We start from the raw sequence: 22,395 nt of genomic DNA, 5'->3' as shown, positions 1-22,395 counted from the left end.
GGTAGCCGTATCCACGCGCTGAGGCGGTCTCACCGTCGCGGGCGCTGGTGCAGGCCCATACCTGCGGTTCCATTGGACGACACCACGATGGCCGGAACACCCACCACCGTAGTGGCCTCCGGCACATCGCGGTTCACCAGGGAGTTGGCGGCGATCACCACGTCGGCCCCCACCGTGATCGGGCCGGCGACGACAGCATTGGCACCGATGTAGACGCGGGGCCCGATCACCGGGCAACCCCGCCGTGCTCCGCGGCCCGAAATCCCGATGCTCACACCCTGGCTGATGTTGCAGCCGGCGCCGATCACCGCATCCTTGTTGACGACGGTCGGGCCGAAGTGTCCGATGTACTGGCCGGCGAACAGCTGGGCCTCGGCCGGAAGGCTGATGCCCGTCACGATCTCGGTGATCTTCTGGGTGAGCACCGCCACCAGCCCGAGCACGACGCCGGCCGGGCCGGTGCTGCCCCGACGGTGGATCCCCGAGGCCCACCGATATTGCAGGAGAGCCCAGAGCCCCTGCTCCAGGAGCAGCGGCTTGATCGTGGAGCCGCCGTGGTGGGCGCGGTAGCGCCCGAGATCCTCGAGGAACTCGGGCCACCAGGGTCCGCGTTCGGTGAGCGAACACTTCCCGGTCGAGGGATACGACTCCGCATCCTGTGAGCCCGAGGCGTTCATCGGTCGTTCCCGGCACCCACGACGACAGGCAGCGCGGTCCCGGTGACCAGGTCGTGGTAGAGCCGGTCGAAGGAGGCCGCCGTCCGGTCGATCCCGTAGGCGTCGGAGATGTTGGCCGGCAACGGGAATCGACCAGAGGCCCGGAGGTCAAGGACCTGCTCGACGCACAGCCGGATGCTCTGTGCCTCGGACACCCCAGAGTCGGCGGCGGCCAGCTGGACCGCCCAGGCCGGCTGCTCGCCGAGTTCGTCCAGCGCGGGGCACTGGGCGTAGACCACCGGGAGTCCGGCCCCCAGGCCCTCGAGCACGGCCATGCCGAACGTCTCGTCACGGCACGGGCTGACCATCACGTCCATCGCGGCCAGCAGGGCCGGCACGTCGGGGCGGGGCCCCGTCAGGTGCACGCAGTCGGCCACGCCGAGTTCGGCGGCGCGGGCCGCCAGGGGACCGCGCAACGGTCCGTCGCCGACCAGCAACAGTTCCCGGAAACCGTGTTCCAGGGTGGGAGCCAGTGCCTCGAGCAACTGCGGGAAGCGCTTGACCGGATCGAGCCGGCCGACCGCGCCGATCAGCACCGTGCCCGGCCCCACCCCGAATTCGGCGCGCCGCGCCTGACGGTCGTCGTCCGCGAACGCCAATTCGTCGAAGTCGATGCCGTTGTCGATGACGCTGATCCGGTCGGGCGCGACGCCCCAGCGCAGCAGCCGCGTCTTCGTGGTCGCCGACACCGCAACGGTTCTGGTCACCATGGATTCCAGCGACCGGTAGATCCGGCGCAGCGTGGGCGTCAGCGGCCGCATCTCCATGCTGGTCTCCATCAGCGAGTGCTCGCTGGAGATGATCGTGCGCACGCCGGCCAGCCGCGCCGCCGGGATGCCCCACAGCTGTGCGGACAGCAGGTGGACGTGGACCGCGTCCGGGCGCATCTGCCGCAGCCGCAGCGCCAGGCGGGGAATCGCGGTGAGCTTGCCGAGTCCGTCCATGCCGAGCACGTCGACCTCCGCGCCGGCCGCCGTCATCCGGTCGGCGATGGTGCCGCCGCCGTACAGCGCGATGGTGCGGTGGGCGTTGCCGCTGTGCCCGATCAGCGACTCGAGTTGTTTCTCGGCCCCGCCGGTGGTCAGCGTGGTGATGATCTGCGCGATCCGCAGCGGTCGCCCGGGCGCGCGCGCCGGAGCCAGCTCGCGGTAAACGTCGGCCAGCGCCGCGGCGCAGCCCTCCCAGGTCGGCAGTTCGAAACCAGCTGCCGCGCGCGGCTTTCCGTCGGCGTTCTGGGTCAGCATGTCGACCAGGGCCGCCGCGACCTCGGCCGGACCGGCCGCCACGTCGATGCCGCGGACCAGCCCGTCCTCGACCAGGTCGCCGATGCCGGCGACGTCGCAGCCGAGCACCGGGAGCCCGAGGGCCAGTGCCTCCATGATGCCGACCGGGTGGGCCTCGTAGCTGGACAGCGCCGCCATCACGCTCGAGCCGGCCAGGATGGAGGCCATCTGGGCGCGCTCGGTCGGCGGCAGATGTCTGATGGTGACCTCGTCGCTGACTCCGAGAGTTGCGGCCAGGGCGCGCAGTTCGCTCTCGTAGGGCCCGCCGCCGAGGATCGTGAGGCGGGCGCCCGGCACCGCGCGCCGGATGATCGGGAGCGCCTCGATCGCGCGGTGGTGCCCCTTGTACTTCTCCAGTCGCCCGCTGGAGACGATGGTCCCGGGCTGCGGCAGCACACCGGCCGGTACCGGCGGCAGCGCTCCGCCGTTGTTGATGACGGTGAAGTGGTCGGGATCGATCCCGGTGTCCGCCGAGAAGCTCTTCTTCTCGAACCGGCTGACCGCCACCAGTTTCGCCGACCGGGACAGCAACGGCGCCAACGCCCTGGTCCGTACCCAGCCCATCACCGAGCGGCCGGCGGTGGAGTAACCGCCGGTGTGGAAGGTCAGCACGTACGGGATCCGTGCCGACAGCGCGGCCAGCATGCCGACCAGTGGCACGAAGGTCTGGCCACCCTGCAGGTGCACGACGTCCCAGCCGCCGGAGCGGATCACCTTCACCAGACCGGGCGAGAAGTAGTAGTCCTTCTCGCGCGGCCACGAGCGGCGCCGGATCACCCGGACCCCGTTGATCACATCCTCTTTCGGCAGCTCGCCACTGCGATCCGTGGTCAGGATGGTGATCTCGATGTCCGGCATCTCCCGCAGACGCGAGGTCACCTCGGCCACATGGGTTTCCAGGCCGCCGAGTTCGGGATAGAAGCGCTGGACGACCTGCAGCACCCGGATCGGCCGAGTCGCAGCCGGGTCGGGCACGCGGTGCCGCGTCATCCGGTGGCGCCCGTCGACGGAACGGCGGAGGCGGTCGCGGTGGTGTCGAAGATCAGCTGACGCAGTACGACGGTGGTACCGGGCTGGACCAGTTGCACCAACGCGCGCGTCCTGGCCGGCACCGCGATCACCAGGGCGCTGGACACTCCGGCCGAGACGGTGACGTTCTTGGCCAGCACGACCCGGCTGGTCGAGGTGACCAGGTCGACCTCGAACGGACCCTGCTCCGACCCGGAGGAGACGGTCAACGTCGCGACCCCGTCCCGCACCGGCGTGCTCGCGAGATCCAGTGGGGCGACGTGGGTGCGCTGGAAGGACTGCGTCGAGATGACGATCGCGAAGACCAGGATCGCGGCCGCGGCCACGCCCCAGATCGCCGTGGGCAGACTCGAGCGGCTCCACAGCGGCCGGAACGGACTCGGGGGCACGTCCTCGCCGAGACCGACGATCGTCAGGAGCAGGATGGCCAGCAGCACGGCGCCGATCGACCAGCTGGTGCGGCCGATGCCGCCCGGCACGTAGTTCAGCAGCAGGCCCAGCAGGCCCAGGACCACGACGAGCATGCCGCTGCCGACCAGTGCGGCGTCCAGCATGCCGCGACGGCGGAGACGGACAACACGCTCGACCACGACGACCGATGCGGCGACCGTCAGCAGGGTGCTCAGCCAGGTCGGGGCGGACAGCGCGGCGACGATGGCGGCGGCCACGGCCAGCGCCATCCGCCAGCCGATGTCGCGGAACCATGCGGAGGAAGCACTGCGGGCCGGCTGATCCGCGGCCGGGGCCCGGTCGTCCGGCTTCCGGTCCGTCGAGGTGGTGCTCATCCGCGCAGTCCCCTCACGTCGTAGATCACCAGCGCGCCGTTGTCGTAGACGCGCTGGACACCGGGCACCGAGGCGAATTTGGCCAGTGCCGCAGCCGGTACCGGGCCGGACCGCTGGCCGCCGCCGAACTCGCCGCTCTCGATGTAGTACTGCTGGTGCGGCAGGCCGGTGGAGAGCCTGGTGTCCACGATCAGGTAGTCCATCCTGGCCCGCTTGATCAGCGCGACGTCCTTGTCGGTGTAGGCCGGATCCAGCAGCAGCCGGGAGGCGTCGATGTTGCTGGACACGTGCAGGATGGTGAACTGACCGCCGAGCTCGGCGGCGAGGCCACCGGAGGTGCGGTCGCCGTAGATCACGCTGTCCGGCCGCACACCGGCCGAAAGCCATTGCGCCGCAGCGATGTTGGCGGCGTCGACACTGCGCGCGTCGGCCGAGATCTGGTACGGCCCCGGCAGTTGGCCGGACGTCGGACCTGCTCCGAGCACGATGTTGCCGTAGAACATGACCAGGCCCGCGACCACGATCGCCATCAACGAACGCAGGCGCCAGTGCGACCGCCAGAGCCACCAGCCCATCACGACGGCCAACCCGATGAACACGAAACCGGAGGCCCGGTCGCCGACCTCGGCGGTGGCCGCCGTCAGGTGACCGCCCGGGATGACGGGGTAGAGCAGTGCCAGGAAGCCGACGATCACGGCGAGGGCCTGCGGACGACGTCGGCGGCTCCACAGGAAGCGGAGCACGACGAACATGGCCAGGCCGCCGAGCAGCACCGCCGACAGCAGGAGTGCCTGCTCCCAGCGGGCCGGTCCGGTGCCGGCCGAATCCGCGAAAAGTGCCTTCGTCTGCTTGCCCTCGGTCAGGCTGGTGACGTCGGAGGTCGAGCTGCCGACGATCGACTGCAGGTAGGTCCGCAGCGGACTGCCCGGGTTGAGTGCCGCCACCAGCGACAGCACCGCACCGGACGCCGTCATCCAGATCAGGCCGCCCCGGTCGTGCAGGCTGGTGATCAGACGGCGACGGTCCACCCTGGACTGCGGGGCCCTCGGGTCCTCGGTCGCGGGACGACGCCGGTCGAAGCGCCCGACGATGACGTCGACGATCAGCCAGACGGCGAAGGCGGCGACCAGCAGGATCGCCGTCAGGTGGTGGGTGAACGTCGTCATCGCGGTGGCGGCGATCGGCAGGACGAGGGCCGTCCTGCTGCCGCGGCGACGGACGGCGAACAGGTAGACCGAGAAGATCGCCAGCGGCAGGGCGAGCGTCTGGTAGGAGTACTGGGAGTTGAAGAACAGCTCCTGCGGGTTCAGGACGTAGACCACCGCACCGACGGCGCCCGCCCGGCGCGACCCGGTCACCAGCCCGACCACGGCGATGATCGCCAGCGAGATGATCATCCGGGCCAGCAGCAGGGTGATCGTGCTCGACACGAACGGCGTCAGACCGGTCAGGCGCTGGATCGCGTCGGTGACGACCTCCAGGCCCGGGTAGTAACCGGAGACCGGCAGCAGCGGGTTCTCGGTGAACAGGCGCGACGTCTGGTCGATCTGCCGCAGGGTGTTCCCGTGAATCAGCTCGTCGTGGAAGGCGAACTGGGTCGGGTTCAGCACCAGCCTGCTGACCTGCAGGATCATCGGCATGGCCACCGCGAGGATCATCCGCTCGACGTGCGGGGTCCCGCGGAGCACGATGCGGAAGCAGGCCGGCAGGAAGATCATCACGAGACCGACGGCCCAGGCGGCCTGCGTCCAACCCGCGACCGAACCGGAGCGACCGGCGTTGGCGGCGATCGCCATCAGCACCACACCCAGGGACATCACCACCAAGGCGGGACCGGCCAGGTTCGACGGTCCGAGGATCCCGCGGTGCACCTTCTCCGTGGCCGGCGGACGCTCCGCGCGTGGGACGCCGTGTCGGTGCGGATCCGCCGTGAGGACGGCCGCGGTCGGCGCGCGTGGTGGTTCCGGCACCGTCATCGTGGCGACACTATCGCCACGCTCGATGACCTGCAGTCTGCCGATCAGGGATTCTTCCTGGCGGGGCGAGAAATCGGCCGGTTGCGGTACGGACAGAGCCAACTCCGGGATGGCCATGGCCAGTTCGGGAGCCGAGTCGACCGGAAGTGCCTCCGGGTCGAGGGCGATCTCCCGGCGGTAGCGGCGCCACCCCTGGTAGAGCGGCACCGCCAGCACCACGGCCTCGACGAAGAGCACGGCCACCCAGCCCAGGCACAGGCCGATGGTGCCACCGAGGTGCGCGCCGACCGCAGCCGCCACCAGTTCAACGACCAGGAAACCGCCCAGCAGGTAGACGGCCTCGGTGGTGCGCCCCTGCACCCGGCGCAGCGCGATGAAGTGGTCCTTGATGACGAACGGGATACCGGCCAGCACCAGCGCCCGCAGGATGTTGACGCCCTCGCTGGCGTACGACTGACCGAACAGGCTGAGCACGAAGCCGGCCAGCGGGTACATCGCCAGGTTGGCCAGCACGCTGACGGCCAGGCTGAACGGCAGGGTCAGTCGGATGCGGCTGAGCACCTCCCGCTCGCTCCCGCTGGCGGAGGCGAACAGGCTGATCGCGATGGCGTAGGGCAGAGCGAAGACGAAGCCGGACACCATGATCGCCGTGTTGAAGTAGGCGTTCTCCCTGGCCGAGAGCAGGACGGTGACCATGATCGGCAGGATCTGCAGCGCGGCCTGCAGGGTGGTGTTCAGGGCATGGTGGCTGGCCGCCATCCGGCCGAGGCCCTTCAGGGCCTTGGGATCGGCCAGCCGCCGCTGGGTCTGCAGACCCCATCCGCCGCGGGTGCGCAGCGAGACCAGCGGCAGCGAGACCAGCGTGCCGACCGCCCAGGCCAGGAAGATCGTCATACCGCCGCTGAAGCCGGCCTGGTGGAAGACGACCAGGGCGCCGATCTTGACCACGCTGGCCAGCACGTTGCGCTCGAACTGCAGGATGCCGACGCCGATGGTCAATACCGCCTGGTCCAGCACCAGCACGACGGCCATCAGGGCGGTGCCGGCCGCGAAGCCGAGGGTGGTCAGCGGGGTGGCGACCAGCGGGCGGAGGTTGGTGGCGCCGAAGACGTGCACCGCGACGAGCGGGACGATGATGGCGAGCACGGCGCTGGTGCCACCGGCCGTCAGGAGCGACGTGCGGACCAGGACCCGGCGGTCGCCCTGGTCGGTGAGCGGCAGGCGTGCGATCAGCAGGGTGCCGAGTCCGAGCGAGCCGAGCGAGCTGAGCAGCAGCATCATCGCCACCGCGGCCCCGGCGACACCGACGTCGGAGGTGACGAAGCTGCGGGCCGCGAGCGTCCAGAAGCCGAGCCCGAGGATGCTGGTGAGGGCCTGCGTGCCGACCAGCGAGGCACTGATCCCGATGACCTTCTTCAATCCCGAACGAGGCGGGGCGACCGGTGTGTCCACGCGTTCACCTACTTCGCTCAGCATCGCGTTCCATCCATTTCACGGTCGACGGGGTTCGGAGGCCGACCGGCGCGAGATGGCTATCGACCGGGACCACCCTGTCCCAGGGGCACCGGCGACGACTTCACGCGATACTCAGCGGTGATCGTCAGTGCTTCCCTGACGCAGCGTACTGAAGATCTGGTCGCTGCGACTAGAATTTGAGCGATCTATAGCCCAATAGGGTGATCATCACAGCGCGCAACCTGACCCATTCGTCACTCTGAGCAATTGTGCATTGACCACCTGACAGTGTTCGCAAGGCGAATCCAACGGGAACATGCCCGTTGACCATCACGACCGCCCCTCACCCGTCTGGCAGAATCGGCGATGGTGCGGTCGACACAACGAGACCTCTGCAGCGCTTGCGCACCTGCGACGCTCACGTGTGCGCACCTTTCCGGGAGGCTGACGATGCACCGCTGGACGCCATGGTGGTTGGCAATCGGCGTGATCGTGGCTGTCGCCGGTACGGCCTGCACCAGCGCGTCCGGTTCCGGCAAGTCGACCGTCCTGGCCTCCGCGGAGCCGGCGGGCAGCGGCGCCGCGGGGTCGGCCGTGTCCTCGGCCGCGATCGGCGCGACGGTCTTCACGTGCCCCTCGGCCGCCGAGATCAACTCTCTGACGGCGATGGGGTTCACCGCCGCCGTCGGCAACGGCACCGACCACTGCGAATACGTCGTGACGACCGGGTCGACCCAGGCCGTGCGGGTCTCCATCAACCACCCGCCCGCGTCCGCGACCAGCGCCGGGCAGACGCTCCCGGAGTTCCGGGCGGCCATCGTCGCCGCCGGCAACGTCGTCCTGACGACCGCTCCGCAGTACTCGACCGACTCGTTCATCGCCCGGTTCGGGACCCTGTCGTGCTCGGTGTTCGCATTGGCCCGGGACGGCCAGGTGATGCAGGTGCAGGCCTCGCACCAGACGCCGGTCCCCCTCGACGACTGCTCGCTCGCGCAGTCCGTCACCGCCGTGGCCGGTACCGCCACCCGTGCGGCCGCTCCAACTTCCGCGCCGGGCTCCGGGGCTGGGTCTGGAACGGTGTCGGGGTCTGGACCGGTGTCATCGGGCCAGATCGGGGTCTCTTCGGGCCCTGCGACATCGTCCACGCCCGTCCTACCGACGCCCACCCCGACTCCGGCCCCGGTGCCGACACCGAAGACGCCCAGGCGGCCGAGCACTCCCTCCTCGACCAGCGAGGTGTTGATCTTCTCGACCGGCCCCGCTGCCAGCCTCACCCTGCCGACGCCCAGGACCACCCGCTCCCGCTGACGCGCGGCTCCGACTACCCGCTGTTCTCACTGCGGGCCGACCGATCCGCCGGACGGGTGACGAAACATCATCTCGCCCATCCGGCTCGTGCTCGGGGCCGAATCCCCCGGACGACCAAGAATCTCGTGAACAGTTGATGGGCGGGTTTGTGATGACTGAAGAGACTTTCCTCGGCGGGCGTCCGGTGCTGGAATTCCAGACCGGGCACGACCGTCGTTCCTTCCTGAAGTGGGCCGGCCTGGTCGGCGTGGGCGCGAGCCTGGTCACCGGTGGCCTGCTGGAAGCACCCACTGCCGCTGACGCGCAGGAAATCCTCGCTGCGGCCAAGACCGGCGGCGACATCGACATCCTCAACTACGCGCTGGTGCTGGAATACCTGGAGCTGGACTTCTACCTCACCGGCCTGTCCCGCAACCTGCTCAAGGGTCGGGACCTGGAGCTGGTCACCACCATCTCCGACCACGAGAAGTCGCATGTCGCCGCTTTCACCGGAGCGATCAAGACGCTGGGCGGCACGCCCATCACGCGGCCGAAGTTCAACTACCCGGCCAACAGCTGGCTCACCCGTGACGGCCTGCTGAGGAACGCCTCGACGCTGGAAGAGCTCGGCGTCTCCGCCTACCAGGGCCAGGTCCCGCTCATCCAGCATCCCGACGTCCTCGCGGCCGGCGCTGCCGTCGCCGGTGTCGAATCCCGCCACGCGTCGGTGCTGGCGACCCTGATCGGCGGGGACCCCTTCCCGTCGCCGATCGAGGAGCACCGCACGAAGGCGCAGGTCATGGCCGTGGTCAAGCCCATTCAGGCCTGACGCTCCGGGTCCCATTCAGTCGGTACGCTGAACAGGCGCCGCAAGCGAGAACGCTTGCAGCGCTGCGGCTGTTCTAGCTCCTGACGTTCTCCTGGCGTCTGTTTGCGCGCTGCGCGCCAGCTGGTGAGCACCGCCACTACGTCCAGCTGCATCAACGTCATCGACGGTCCCTCGGACGGCTTCCTCAGCGCGTCGAGGATGCGGTCGTTCAAGTGGGTGACCATCTCTCGGACCTGGGCCTCGGTGCTTAGCTCGGCCGCGGTGACCTGGATGTCCTCCGCTTCCTTGCGGAGCGCAAGGGCCGGCGGCAGGAACGCGACACCGTCCAGCCCCTCGCGCTGCATGTACTGCCGGAGCCACCAGTTCTCGTCCTTGGGGCCGCCCAGGTCGGCGAGAGGCTTGCCCGCGCCGGGCAGGTTGTCGAACACGCCACGCTCCTGCACCTCGCGGATCTGACGCTCGACGATGCGATCGATGCTGCCGGACATGGTTTCCTTCCCGACCTGTCGAACCTCGCACAGTGACTTCGCCTCTCCAAAATTGCCAGGCCGCTCCCGGGACGACCAACGACGGTCGAATGCTCGAGCTCACCCGCGTCCGCCCCCTACATCAGGAACCGGTACGCCGCACTCCCGGGTTCGATGCGCTCGGACTCCATCGGCGTCCCCGCCATGCGCTCCAGCAGCCCAACGAGCCCCTCCGCCGACCCGAGCTCGATCCCGACCAGCGCCGGACCGGTCTCCCGGTTGTTGCGCTTCACGTACTCGAACAGCGTGATGTCGTCATCCGGGCCGAGCACCTCGTCCAGGAACCGGCGCAGTGCGCCCGGCTCCTGCGGGAAGTCGACCAGGAAGTAGTGCTTCAACCCGGAATGCACCAGCGACCGCTCCACGATCTCCCCGTACCGGGACACGTCGTTGTTGCTGCCGGAGATCAGGCACACGACCGTCGACCCCGGCGTCAGCTCCAGCAACGGCAAGGCCGCCACCGACAGCGCACCAGCCGGCTCGGAGATGATGCCCTCGTTCTGATAGAGCGACAGCATCTCCGTACAGATCGCACCGGGATCCACACTCGTCACCGAGACGCCGCTCCCGGACACCACCGAAAAGGGCACGTCACCGATCCGCCGCACCGCAGCCCCGTCGACGAACGGATCCAGCGTCGCCAGCCGCACCGGCTCGCCGGCCCGCAGCGCTGCCGTCAACGACGCCGCGCCTACCGGCTCCACCGCCTCGATCCGCACACCCGGAGCGCGCTCCCGCAGATACACCGTCAGGCCGGCGACCAGACCCCCTCCGCCGACCGGCACCACGATCACATCGGGCTCCCGGCCCAGCTCGGCAATGATCTCCGCCGCAATCGTGCCCTGACCGGCCACCGTCCGCGCGTCGTCGAACGGCGGCACCATGACGGCGCCGGTGTCCCGGGCGTGCACCCGGGCCGCCTCGGCCGCGTCGTCAAAAGTGTCTCCGACCAGGATCAACTCGACCTGGTCGCCGCCGTGCACCCGGATCCGGTCACGCTTCTGCCGCGGAGTGGTGCGCGGCAGATAGATGGTGCCACTGACTCCCAGCGACCGGCACGCGAACGCCACCCCCTGCGCGTGGTTGCCGGCACTGGCACACACCACACCGGCCGCACGCTCGTCGACGGTGAGCTGCGACATCAGGTTGTAGGCGCCGCGCAGCTTGTACGAGCGGACCACCTGCAGGTCCTCCCGCTTGAGGTAGACCTGCGTACCGGTGGCCTGCGACAACCGTTCGCAGCGCTCGAGCGGGGTCCGGGTGATGACGCCGGCAATCCGCTGGGCCGCGCGATCCACATCAGCGGCGCTCAAGCCGTCGGCGAATTCCGCGGTACCGGGGACGACCTGATCGGAGATGGACACGTGCTCTATTCTCTCCTGTCGGTCGACTGTCTCCTGTGGTCGGCTGTCTCCTGTCGACCGGTGTGGGTGACTCCGGGCGGTCGGACGTCCGCGGGCGCATGAAAAGGTCAGCCCCATGAAAGAGGTGGTGGTGATCGGGGCGGGCATCGTCGGGGCGAGCGCGGCGCATCGGCTGGCCGTCGGGGGCGCCGGCGTCACGGTCGTCGACGACCACCGGCCGGGCGGCGCGACCGCAGCGGGGGCCGGCATCATCGCGGCCGTCAGCTCGAAGCCCTCGGACCTCGAGACGGCGCGCTTCCGGATCGACGCCGCCCGCCACTACCTCGAACTCGACCTGCTCTGCTCGGCGCGCGGTCTGGAGGTCTCGTACGGTCGGGCCGGGCAGCTGACCCTAGCGCTGACCGACGACGACGTCGCGCAGCTCCACGCCGAGTACGAGCGGTCGATCGAACTGGTCGACCGGTTCGGGACCCGTGCCGTCGGGCAGCCGGAGTTGCTGACCAGTCAGCAGATCCGGGATCGATACCCGGCGATCGGGGCCAATCACGGCGGCCTGATGAGGCCGGAGATCGCGCGCGTCGACGGCGCCGCGATGCGGGACGCGCTGCGGCAGCTGGCCGAGACCGCCGGGGCCAAGCGGGTTGTCGGGACCGCCGAACTGGTGACCGAGGGCGGCGCCGTCATCGGGGTGCGGACGCAACACGGCCTGATCGAGGCCGACGCGGTACTGGTCGCCGCCGGAGCCTGGGCGGGAGCGTTGACCGCGCGGGCCCCGGTGCTCCCTCACCGCGGACAACTGCTGCACCTGCGGATGCCGGGGCTGTCGGACCTTCCGATCCTGGACACCTGCGCCGGGCACTACCTGCTGACGTTCCCGGGCGATGTCGTGGTGATCGGTGCCACCAGGGAGGCGGGCGCCGACTTCGATACCGTCACCGACGGTCAGCCGACGGCCGGCGGGATGGCGCAGGTGCTCGCCGAGGGGATGTCGCTGGTCCCTTCGCTGAGGGACGCGCAGTGGATCGGGCCGCGGGTCGGGTTCCGTCCGGCCAGCCCTGACGGCCGCCCCTTTCTCGGTCGTGCCCCCGACGTCGACGGCCTGTACCTGGCCACCGGCATGGGCCCGAGCGGACTCACCCTCGGCCCCTACTGCGGGTCCGTCATCGCCCGGCACATCCTCGGAGACCCCTCCGCGCCGGAGATTCCGGCGAGTTTCGACCCGGCGCGGTAGGGAGAGCGGTCGGATGGGCCGGGCGGGCGCGGGTTGCGCAGGATTTTCCGAGTCACAGGGACCGTAGATCCGACAGCCGGCAACCGCCCGGATTCCCACAGTTCGCACAGAAACTCACACAGGCAACAGAGCCATGGTTGACATTGTCGGATTGCAACCTCAGAATCAACACAGACCAACTGAACTGAACAGGCCCTGCGAACCACCTCTCAGCCGCAGGGCCCACGCCGACCCACGCCCAGCCCCAGAAGGGAACTCGTGCTCGCCCAAGTCCGTCAGGCTCGTATTCTGGACGAGGTCCGACGGTCCGGCGGTGTACGGGTGTCCGATCTCACGGCGATCCTGGGTGTCTCGGACATGACGGTGCGCCGTGACCTGGAGATCCTGGCCCGCAAGGGACTTCTGGCCAAGGTGCACGGCGGCGCGACCGCGGTCGAGACCGCTGCCGCCATCGAGCCCGACTTCGAGGCCAAGAGCGTCCGAGAGCTGCCGGAGAAGGAAGCGATCGCCGAGCGCGCCGCCACCCTGGTCCGTCCGGGGATGGCCATCGCGATCACCGCCGGCACCACCACCTGGACCCTGGCCCGCCACCTCGCGAACGTCGCCGACCTCACCGTCGTCACCAACTCCCTCAAGGTGGCCGAGGTGCTCAACCACCAGCAACGCCCCGACCTGACGGTGGTGCTCACCGGCGGTCTGCGGACCCCCTCCGACGGACTCGTCGGACCCATTGCGGTGCAGGCGATCCGGTCGCTCCGGGTGGACATGGTGATCATGGGGGTGCACGGCCTCGACGAACACGCGGGCCTCACCACCCCCAACCTGATGGAGGCCGAGACCAACCGCGCGCTGGTCGAGTCCGCCCGGCGCCTCGTCGTCGTGGCCGACCACACGAAGTGGGGCGTCGTCGGTCTCGCCCAGATCGCCCCCCTTCGCGCGGTCAGCACGCTGATCACCGACGACCGCCTCGACCCGCACGCCGCCGCCGTGCTGGCCGACCAGGTGGGGGAGGTCATCATCATCAGGTCCGACGATCCGGCCCACGACGATCCGGCCCACGACGATCCAGATCATGACGACCCAGCTCGATCCGATACCGCCCGCCTCGACCCGCACACCAACAGGAATCCGGACCGCCACCCATGACCTACCGCACTTCCGCCCGGTTGGCCGATGATCGCGAGATCATCTACTTCGACGAGACACCTGACGCTGTCCGCGTTCTGGACGATCCACGGGACCTCCCGAAGGTCGAGTCGACCTCGACGGCGCGGTACGACCGGCTCACCGGTGAATGGGTCGGCATCGCCGGGCACCGGCAGACCCGCATCTACCACCCGCCGGCCGACCAGTGCCCGCTGTGCCCGTCGACACCCGGCAACGCCAGCGAGATCCCCTCTGCCGGCTACGACGTCGTGGTGTTCGAGAACCGCTTCCCGTCGTTCGCCGGCGCCGGTGCCGCCGCCGAACCGGCGGGCCTGTTCACCACCGTTCCGGGAAACGGCCGCTGCGAGGTGGTCTGCTTCACCTCGGACCACCACCAGAGCTTCTCGCACCTGAGCCCGGCCAGGGTCGGCACCGTCATCGACGCGTGGATCGACCGGACCGCACACCTGTCCGCGCAGGAGGGGGTCGAGCAGGTGTTCTGCTTCGAGAACCGCGGCAAGGAAATCGGCGTCACCCTGGCCCACCCGCACGGCCAGATCTACGGCTACCCCTTCGTCACCCCGCATACCGCGGCGATGCTGCGGCAGGTCGGGGAGTATCGGGAGGCGAACGGCCGCAACCTGTTCGGCGACCTGATCGACGCCGAACTGGCGGATGGATCCCGCATCGTCGCGCACAACGAGCACTGGGTCGCGTTCGTCCCGTTCGCCGGCCGCTGGCCGATCGAGGTGCAACTCTTCCCCCGGGAGCGGGTGGCCGACCTGACCGAACTGGGCGAGGACCAGAAGCGTGCGCTTCCGCCGATCTACCTCGAGGTGCTGCGCCGCATGGAGGGCGTCTTCGACGACAGCCTGCCCGCCATCTCCGCGTGGCACCAGGCGCCTGTTCACCAAGGGCGCGAGGACTTCTGGCTGCACCTGCAGATCTTCACCATCCGTCGGGAGGTGGGCAAGCTCAAGTACCTGGCCGGCTCGGAGTCGGCGATGGGCGCCTTCGTCAACGACATCCCCCCGGAAGTAGCGGCTCAGCGACTCCGGGATGTGCAGGTCGCCGCGATCGCACCGGCCCCCCGGTCCGGCAACTCACCGCTGTCCGGCAACTCACCACTGTCCGGCCACTGACCACTGTCCGCCAATCTCCAGTGTCCGGCCACTCACTTCCGCACGCACCATCGAAAGGCAGTCAGAGGATGAAAACGCTCGTCGTCGGCGGGGCCGGCTACATCGGATCGGTGGTCACCCGGCTGTTGCTCCAGGACGACCACGAGGTGGTCGTGCTGGACAACTGCTCCACCGGGCACGCCGACTCCATTCCCGAAGGGGTGCACCACATCCAGGCCGACATCACGACGGCCTCGGAGGTCCTCGCCGGTGCCGGGTTCGATGCCGTCCTGCACTTCGCCGCCAAGTCGCTGGTCGGCGAGTCGGTGCTGAAACCGTCGATCTACTGGCACACCAACGTCATCGGCTCCCGCGCCCTGCTGGATGCGATCACCGAGCACCACGTCCCCCGGCTGGTGTTCTCCTCCACCGCCGCCGTCTACGGTGAACCCGAGATCTTCCCGATCACCGAGGATTCGCCCACGAGGCCGACCAGCACCTACGGCGCCACCAAGCTCGCCGTCGACATGATGATCACCAACGAGTGCGCCGCCACCGAACTGGCCTCCGTCTCGCTCCGCTACTTCAACGTGGCCGGAGCAGCTTTCGGCGCGGGCGAGCGGCACACCACCGAGACCCACCTGATCCCGATCGCCCTGGACGCCGTCGCCGGCCGTCGCGACAAGCTGAACATCTACGGTGACGACTGGCCGACCCCGGACGGCACGCCGATCCGCGACTACGTGCACGTCGAGGACCTCGCGCGGGCCCACGTCCTGGCCCTGACGGCCGCGCACACCGGCGAACACCTGATCTGCAACCTGGGCAACGGCAACGGTTTCAGCGTCCGTCAGGTGATCGCCGAGGTGGAGCGCGTCACCGGGCTCGAGATGCCGACGGTGGCCGGACCGCGGCGTCCCGGGGACCCGACGCGTCTGGTCGCCTCGGCGGCGCGCGCCAAGGAACGACTGGGCTGGGAACCGCGGCTCGACCTGGGGCGGATGGTCGCAGACGCCTGGGAGTTCAGCAACTCCCCGATCGCGCAGCGCAAGCCCAGATGAGCCCCGCAGCCGAGCTCTTCACCTCGACGTTCGGTAGCGGTGAATTCGCTGAATTCTCTGCGCCCGGCCGCGTCAACCTGATCGGCGAGCACACCGACTACAACAACGGCCTGGTGCTCCCCTTCGCCATCGACGCCCGCACCCATGTGGCCGCCGCCCGCAACGAGGACGGCCTGGTCCGGGTCGTCTCCGCGCAACGTCCGGAGGAGATCCGCACCCTCAAGGTCGCCGACATCCTCCCCGGCGGCGAGGATCTCGGCTGGGCCGGCTATGTGTTCGGGGTCTACTGGGCCCTGGTCGACGCCGGACACTCACTCGGCGGCATCGACCTGGCCATCGACTCCAATGTTCCGGTCGGCGCTGGACTCTCGTCATCTGCTGCGCTGGAATGTGCGGTGGGACTGGCGATGTCGACCTTGTACGGGCATGACCTACCACTCGCCGACATCGCGCGCCTGTCCCAGCGGGCCGAGAACGACTTCGTCGGGATGCCGTGCGGCCTGATGGATCAGATGGCGTCCGCCACCTGCCGGGAGGGCAGCGTGCTGTTCTTCGACATCGGGCACGACACCACCGAGAACATCCCGTTCGACCCGTCGGCCGATGGCCTGGCCATCCTGCTGATCGATACCAGGGCGCACCACGCCCTGGCCGACGGTGAATACGCCGCACGCAGGGCCTCCTGCGAGCAGGCCGCGGCCCAGCTGGGGCTGAACTCGTTGCGGGACATCGAGTTCGATGATCTCGACGAGGCCATGGCCAGGCTGGATGATGACGTCCTGCGGCGCCGGGTCCGGCACATCGTCACCGAGAACCGGCGGGTGGAGAACGTGGTCGCCGAGCTCCGTGGATCGGGCGCGTCAGCCATCGGACCGGACATGACGGCCTCCCACCTCTCGCTGCGAGATGACTTCGAGGTGTCGTGCCTGGAGCTGGACGTCGCCGTCGAAGCGGCGCTGGCGGCCGGCGCGCTCGGAGCCAGGATGACCGGCGGCGGCTTCGGCGGATCCGTCATCGCGCTGGTGCCGCTGGACGCCATCGAGACGGTGGGCCGGGCGGCGACCGACGCCTTCCAGGCCCGCGCGCTGACCCTGCCGGTGCTGCGGACCGTCAGCCCCGCGCAAGGCGCCCGCTTCGACTGACCGGACCGTGCGACCGACTGGACGTGTGCGCCGACCGGGCTCACAGCGCACCCACATGATCGCCCGTAATCTGCATCCGACCGGTGCACCGGCCAGGCGGTGCGCGGCTGCGGTCAGGAGAGTGTCCGGTGTCCACTGCCGTCGAACCAGTTCTGTCGGCGCCGACCGTCCGGCGACGGGTTCTCGACTGGTACGGGCGAGCCCCGGGCGAGGAATGGCTGGGCGCCTCGGCCTTCCGCGGGCGTAGCTGGCGGGTGCCGGCCGCGGTGGCGGCGATCGCCCTCCTGGCCGCTGTGATCTCCAGCTGGAACTTCGGCCATCGCGGCTACCCGGGCTTCTACTCCAGCGCGGCCCGCAGCATGTCGCAGAGCTGGCGGGCGTTCTTCTTCGGCAGCTTCGACCCGGCGGCCACCGTCACCCTGGACAAGCTGTCGGGCTTCCTTGTCCCACAGGCCCTCTCGGCGCGACTGTTCGGATTCCACCCGTGGTCGATCAACCTGCCCCAGGTGATCGAGGGCGTCGTCACCGTCGTCGCCGCCTACGTGATCGGGGCCCGCTGGAAGGGACCCGCCTGCGGGCTGCTGGCCGCCGGTGCGGTCACCACCACACCCCTGCTGGTCGCGATGTTCGGGCGCGGTTCCGAGGACTGCCTGCTCACCATGAGCCTGACGCTCGCCCTGCTCAGCTGGCAGGCCGGCATGCTCAACGGACGGCTGCGGCCGCTGATCTTCACCGCCCTCTGGATCGCGATCGGCTTCCAGGCCAAGATGATGCAGGCCTGGTTCATCCTGCCGGCCGTCGTCATCGCCTACCTGCTGGGTGCGCCGCACCCATTGGCGCAGCGCCTCCGGCGGTCACTGCTGCTGATCGGCCTGACGGTGGTCCTGTCGCTGTCCTGGATCACCGCCATCATGCTGGTCCCGGCCGCCGACCGCCCCTACATCGACGGCAGCACCAACAACAACGGCTACACGATGGTGTTCGGCTACAACGGTTTCAACCGGATCATCCCCAACCTGATCCCCTGGGCCGTCGGCGACGCGGCACCGCCGGTACCTCCTGCACCGCCTCAGGTCCGGGACTCCAAGCTCCAGGACGTGCCCGCCGCGTTCGTCATCGACAGCACCCCGGCACCGGCCGGCGAACCCAGCGCCGGGGCCGCGCCCAAAGCCGCCCCGAAAGCCCCCGCGGTCGATCCGGCGTTCGTGGCCGAGGGTTCCAAGGCCAAACTCGTCGACACCTATTTCCTCCCCCAGATCGGCTGGTTCTACCCGCTGGCCCTGGCCGGAATCCTGCTGGGTCTCTGGCCTCTGGTGGAGCGACTACGGCGAATCCGACTCCGGGGACTCCGACTTCGGCGGCGGCGGGTCGGTGAGCCCGCCGGGCCGCGCGAGGAGCGCGGGCACCGGGGGCCTCTCGACCCGGCAGCGGCCACCGTGCTGGCGTTGGTGATCTGGCTCGCCACCGCCGCCACCTTCCTGACGATCATCCGGATCCCGCACACCGCCTATCTGGCCGCGATCGGACTCCAGGTCGCCCTACTGGCCGCCGGCGGCCTGACGCAGGCGGTCGCGATGCGATCGTCGAGTTCCCGCGCCGCCCGCTCGGTGCTGCCGGCCCTCGTCGGGATCCAGACCTTGTGGGCGGTCGCGCTGCTGCTGCTCAACGGGCAGGCTCCGGGCTGGATCCTGCCCGCGGTGGCAGTGGTCGGGGTAGCGGCGGTAGCGCTGCTCAGCGTTCCCCGGCCGGGGCTGCAGGTGGCCCCGCAGCGCAGATCTGTCGTCGCGGTCGCGCTCGGGATCGTTGCGATCGCCCTGGTCCCGAGCGTCTGGACCGGATTCGTGATGACGAAGTCGGATGTCAGCGAGGGCGACCCCTACGCGGGTCCGCGTCCCCAGGCGGCCGTGGTGGGTTCGGCGTCGAACAACGCGACCGACCACTCCTACGGATTCGATCCGCCCTTCCACCTGTACCCGGACCCGGCGCTCTACCGGGTCCAGAACGACCTCGTCCGCTACGTCCGCGCTCATCCCGGAGTGGACGGTCCGATGATGGCCACCGACCTGTGGGGGACCGCCGAGCCGTACATCGAGATCAGCGGGCTTCCGGTCGTCCCGTTCGGCGGATTCAGCGGGTACATCGACACCCCGACCGTCGACCAGCTGGCCACCATGGTCGCGAACGGGACACTCAGGTTCGCGCTGCTGCACGCCATCAGCAACGCGGACAGCTTCAACGCCGGCGGCCTCAAGGTCGACGGAGGCGGCTATGCCAAATTCGAGGGCTACCACGTCCTGAAGTTGCGCGACTGGGTGCAGGCCCACTGCACCCTCGTCCCGGTCTCGACCTACTCGGGACCCAAGAATCACCTGACCGGCCAGAATCTCTACGCCTGTGCGCCGTCCGGGGCCTAGCGACAGGTCACCGCTCGACGGCTGTCCAGGTCACCGCTCGACCGCTGGCCAGGTCACCGCTCGACCGCTGGTATGACCGCCCGGCCCCTCGTAGGACGCTCGATCGTAATACGCCGACCCCGGGGGTCGTACCAGCCCGCGGCGGTCATACCAGCCTCCGGGGGTCGTACCGCGCCGACCCCGGAGGTCATACCAGCCTGCGGGGGTCGTACCGTCGCGGGCTCAGGTCATACCAGCCCGCAGGGGTCATACCGGCCCGCGGCGGTCATACCATCGCGAGGCTCACCAATTGACGGTGGCGTCACGCAGCGCGTCGTACTGCGCCCGGACGACGGGCGTCGGCTCACCCGTCAGTTCGACGAACGGGGCCGCGGCCCAGACGGGCGGCTCCGACGCGCCGGACAATGCCCACGCAGCCTGACGGGCGGCGCCGAGGGCGACGTACTCCCCCGGCTCGAGGACCTGGACCGACTGGCCGAACACGCCGGGCGCCAACTGCTGCACCGCGGGGTTGCGCGAGCCGCCGCCGATCATCAACACCCTGGTCGGCTTGACGTCCAGTGCATCGACCGCGTCGGCCAGCGAGCACAGCAACGCCTCGACCGCGGCGCGGGCGAAGTTCTCCCTGGTGACACCGGAGGTGAGCCCGGCGAAGACCCCCGTCGCGGACGGCCGGTTCGGGGTGCGCTCGCCGTCCAGGTAGGGCAGCAGGGCCAGTCCACCCGCGCCGACGTCACCGGCCATCGCCAGCGTGGCGAACTCGTGGTGATCGACGCCGAGCAGGCCGCCGACCACGCTCAGGATCCGGGATGCGTTGATGGTGCAGACCAACCGCAGGTAGTGGCCGGTGGCATCCGCGAAGCCGGAGACCGATCCGGTCGGGTCCGCGCATGCCGAGTCGGCGATGCAGAAGGCGGTGCCAGAGGTTCCGATCGAGACCACCACATCACCGGGACCGATCGCCAGACCCAGTGCGGCGGCCATGTTGTCGCCGGTACCGGCCGAGAGCGGGACACCGTTCGGAGTGTGGCTCGCGACCGCACCGGGAGCGACCAGCCGGGGCAGCGTCGGTGCCGTCTCGCGGCCGAGGGCCCAGGCGGCGAGCGAGGGGATCCAATCCCGTCGGGCCGGCGAGTAGTAGCCGGTGCCGGAGGCGTCCCCGTGATCGGTCGTCATCTCCGACTTTCCGGAGAGTTTCCAGGTCAGCCAGTCGTGCGGGAGCAGCACCGCCGCGGTCCGCTCGGCGTTCGCCGGCTCGTGCTCGGCCATCCAACGAAGCTTGGTGATGGTGAACGACGCGGCGGGCACCGACCCGATCTCGTCGGCGCAGGCCTGCGGGCCACCGAGATGCCTGACCACGGTGTCGATCTGGGGAGCCGAGCGCAGATCGTTCCAGAGCAGCGCCGGACGGACCACCTCGCCGGCCGCGTCGAGTGCGACCATGCCGTGCTGCTGACCGCCGACGCCGATCGCCGACGCACGCTCCAGCAACCTGGAACCGGCCTGCTGCAGGGCTTCCCACCACGCATCAGGATGGACGGAGGTGCCGTTCGGGTGCGGCGCGGACGCCTCGTCGACGACCACCCCGTCCGACGCCCGCACCAGCAGCACCTTGGTCGACTGCGTCGAGGAGTCGATCCCTGCCACAAGAGTTTCGCTCACGCGCCCATCCTTTCACTCGTCACGATTCACACTCCGGACACCAGGCACCGGTACGACCCCCGCCCACCCGGTCCGGGCCACCGCTAACCCGACACCACGACCAGCGTCGGGTCGTTGATCAGGGTGTCGATCCCGGCATGCGCGGCGCCCAGTGCGGGGGCCTCGAAGCCGAGGGTGGAGAACTCGAGCCGGCAGGCCATCACGGCGCCGCCGAGCACGCGGGACCGCATCTCGGCCGTCACCGCCTCCTCGATGTACCGCTGCAGCGCGGCGAAGTGGCCACCGAAGATGATCACCTCCGGGTCGAGCAGGTTGGCCAGCACCGACGCGCCGACTCCCAGTACCCGGCCGGTCTCGGCGAGCGCCTTCAAGGTTCGCGCGTCCCCGGCCTCGGCCCGCCGGATGATCTCGGCCAGCCGGGAGGCCATGTCGCACTCGCGCAGGCCGTCACCCTTGATCGAGACGGCGTCGATGACGGCGTTCATCCCGACGGCGGTCTCCCAGCAACCGCGGCGTCCGCAGGCGCACAGGACCGTCGGGTCACCGATCGGCATGTGCCCAACCTCGCCGGCGAAACCCGTTGCGCCGCGGATGATCCGACCGTCTATGATCATGCCGGCCCCGACTCCGATCTCACCGACCAGGTACAGCAGATTCGAGGATCCGGCGGACGGACCGGAGGCGTACTCTGCCATCGCGCCGAGGTTGGCGTCGTTGTCGACCGCGATGCGCGCGCCGGACCAGCCGAGCCGGCCCATCAGCGTGTGCACCACATCGACCTGACGCCAGTGCAGGTTCGGCCCGTATGCCAGCACTCCCGCGTCGATGTCGATCAGGCCGGGAAGTGAGAGGTGCAGCGTCTCGACCTGGTCGGGCGTTGCGCCGCAGTCGGTGACGAGCTTGGCGGCCAGATCGGCGACCTGGCCCATCGCCCTGGCCGGTCCCAGCTCGAGCATGGGCAACGAGAGCCGGTGCCGAGCAAGCACTCTGCCGGTGAGGTCGGTGATCACGCCGGCCAGGTAGTCGACGTTCAGCTCCAGCCCGATGCACCGGACCACGCCGGTGTTGACCTCGATGGTCCGTCCGGGTCGCCCGACGCCGTGGCGCTGGATGATGCCCTCGATGACCAGTCCGCGGTCGACCAGTTCGGTGACCAGGCTGGACACGGTGGCTTTGTTCAGCCCGGTGTCCTCGGCGAGCCTGGCCCTGGACCGGGGCCCGCCGGCGGCCAGACTGCGCATCAGCAGACCGAGGTTGAGCCGGCGGACGGTCGCCTGATCGGCAGGCGAACCGGCGTCGCCGGTGGCCGAGATGGTGCGCATGTCGGCCTCCGTTCGGGGTGCGTCAGGTCGCGGGACGTTCGTCAG

At 69.6% G+C, this 22,395-nt stretch carries 16 protein-coding genes; 8 read left to right on the top strand and 8 right to left on the bottom strand.

The genetic code is table 11. The annotated features are described in order from the left end of the window. Positions 1-29 precede the first annotated feature (29 nt). The 4 genes from H7F38_RS06030 to H7F38_RS06015 are packed head-to-tail and all read right to left on the bottom strand — an operon-like array spanning position 30 to position 7,241. Positions 30-677 (bottom strand): serine O-acetyltransferase, encoded by a 648-nt coding sequence (locus H7F38_RS06030; protein WP_187093287.1) that lies wholly within the window; start codon positions 675-677, stop codon positions 30-32. Further along, positions 674-2,989, bottom strand: coding sequence for a glycosyltransferase (locus tag H7F38_RS06025; protein WP_187093286.1), 2,316 nt, complete (start codon positions 2,987-2,989; stop codon positions 674-676). Before H7F38_RS06025 ends, H7F38_RS06030 begins: the two co-directional genes overlap by 4 nt. Then, complete coding sequence (locus H7F38_RS06020; protein WP_187093285.1) at positions 2,986-3,813, bottom strand: hypothetical protein; 828 nt, start codon at positions 3,811-3,813, stop codon at positions 2,986-2,988. Before H7F38_RS06020 ends, H7F38_RS06025 begins: the two co-directional genes overlap by 4 nt. Beyond that, positions 3,810-7,241, bottom strand: coding sequence for a lipopolysaccharide biosynthesis protein (locus tag H7F38_RS06015; protein WP_187093284.1), 3,432 nt, complete (start codon positions 7,239-7,241; stop codon positions 3,810-3,812). The genes H7F38_RS06020 and H7F38_RS06015 overlap by 4 nt, the downstream gene beginning before the upstream one ends. A gap of 453 nt (positions 7,242-7,694) precedes the next feature. On the opposite strand from H7F38_RS06015, the gene H7F38_RS06010 reads away from it, so the two are divergent. After that, positions 7,695-8,552 (top strand): hypothetical protein, encoded by an 858-nt coding sequence (locus H7F38_RS06010; protein ID WP_187093283.1) that lies wholly within the window; start codon positions 7,695-7,697, stop codon positions 8,550-8,552. A 151-nt stretch (positions 8,553-8,703) separates the two neighbouring features. Then, positions 8,704-9,360, top strand: coding sequence for a ferritin-like domain-containing protein (locus H7F38_RS06005; RefSeq protein ID WP_187093282.1), 657 nt, complete (start codon positions 8,704-8,706; stop codon positions 9,358-9,360). On the opposite strand, the gene H7F38_RS06000 is transcribed toward H7F38_RS06005, so the two are convergent. Both H7F38_RS06000 and ilvA read right to left on the bottom strand, forming a co-directional pair. Then, on the bottom strand, positions 9,351-9,848 hold the full coding sequence (locus tag H7F38_RS06000) for a DUF1992 domain-containing protein (RefSeq protein WP_187093281.1): 498 nt from the start codon (positions 9,846-9,848) through the stop codon (positions 9,351-9,353). The genes H7F38_RS06005 and H7F38_RS06000 overlap by 10 nt on opposite strands. 116 nt (positions 9,849-9,964) lie before the next feature. Continuing rightward, positions 9,965-11,245, bottom strand: a complete 1,281-nt coding sequence (gene ilvA / locus H7F38_RS05995; protein WP_370531334.1) for a threonine ammonia-lyase IlvA — start codon at positions 11,243-11,245, stop codon at positions 9,965-9,967. A gap of 121 nt (positions 11,246-11,366) precedes the next feature. Here ilvA and H7F38_RS05990 point away from each other — a divergent pair, with 121 nt between their 5' ends. From H7F38_RS05990 to H7F38_RS05965, 6 genes are all read left to right on the top strand, one after another. Then, positions 11,367-12,482, top strand: a complete 1,116-nt coding sequence (locus H7F38_RS05990) for an FAD-binding oxidoreductase (protein WP_187093279.1) — start codon at positions 11,367-11,369, stop codon at positions 12,480-12,482. A 258-nt stretch (positions 12,483-12,740) separates the two neighbouring features. After that, on the top strand, positions 12,741-13,628 hold the full coding sequence (locus H7F38_RS05985; RefSeq protein WP_187093278.1) for a DeoR/GlpR family DNA-binding transcription regulator: 888 nt from the start codon (positions 12,741-12,743) through the stop codon (positions 13,626-13,628). Further along, positions 13,625-14,770 carry a galactose-1-phosphate uridylyltransferase gene (galT, locus tag H7F38_RS05980; RefSeq protein ID WP_187093277.1) on the top strand — a complete coding sequence of 382 codons (1,146 nt, stop codon included), beginning with the start codon at positions 13,625-13,627 and terminating at the stop codon, positions 14,768-14,770. The genes H7F38_RS05985 and galT overlap by 4 nt, the downstream gene beginning before the upstream one ends. Positions 14,771-14,838: 68 nt before the next feature. Continuing rightward, entirely contained in the window at positions 14,839-15,810 is a 972-nt protein-coding gene (galE, locus tag H7F38_RS05975) for a UDP-glucose 4-epimerase GalE (protein ID WP_187093276.1), read from the top strand. Continuing rightward, on the top strand, positions 15,807-16,952 hold the full coding sequence (gene galK / locus H7F38_RS05970) for a galactokinase (protein ID WP_187093275.1): 1,146 nt from the start codon (positions 15,807-15,809) through the stop codon (positions 16,950-16,952). The genes galE and galK overlap by 4 nt, the downstream gene beginning before the upstream one ends. A gap of 128 nt (positions 16,953-17,080) precedes the next feature. Continuing rightward, positions 17,081-19,366 carry a glycosyltransferase family 39 protein gene (locus H7F38_RS05965; RefSeq protein WP_187093274.1) on the top strand — a complete coding sequence of 762 codons (2,286 nt, stop codon included), beginning with the start codon at positions 17,081-17,083 and terminating at the stop codon, positions 19,364-19,366. A 282-nt stretch (positions 19,367-19,648) separates the two neighbouring features. Here H7F38_RS05965 and xylB read toward each other — a convergent pair whose 3' ends face one another. Both xylB and H7F38_RS05955 read right to left on the bottom strand, forming a co-directional pair. Further along, positions 19,649-21,028, bottom strand: a complete 1,380-nt coding sequence (gene xylB, locus H7F38_RS05960; protein WP_187093273.1) for a xylulokinase — start codon at positions 21,026-21,028, stop codon at positions 19,649-19,651. Between the two features lie 83 nt (positions 21,029-21,111). Further along, positions 21,112-22,350, bottom strand: a complete 1,239-nt coding sequence (locus tag H7F38_RS05955) for an ROK family transcriptional regulator (RefSeq protein WP_187093272.1) — start codon at positions 22,348-22,350, stop codon at positions 21,112-21,114. Between the last annotated feature and the right edge of the window lie 45 nt (positions 22,351-22,395).

Origin of the sequence: Nakamurella sp. PAMC28650 (assembly GCF_014303395.1) — a bacterium.
In the GTDB taxonomy this organism is placed as follows: domain Bacteria; phylum Actinomycetota; class Actinomycetes; order Mycobacteriales; family Nakamurellaceae; genus Nakamurella.
Note: the sequence above shows the minus strand (reverse complement) of the source record. Positions and strands in the feature narration are given on the sequence as shown.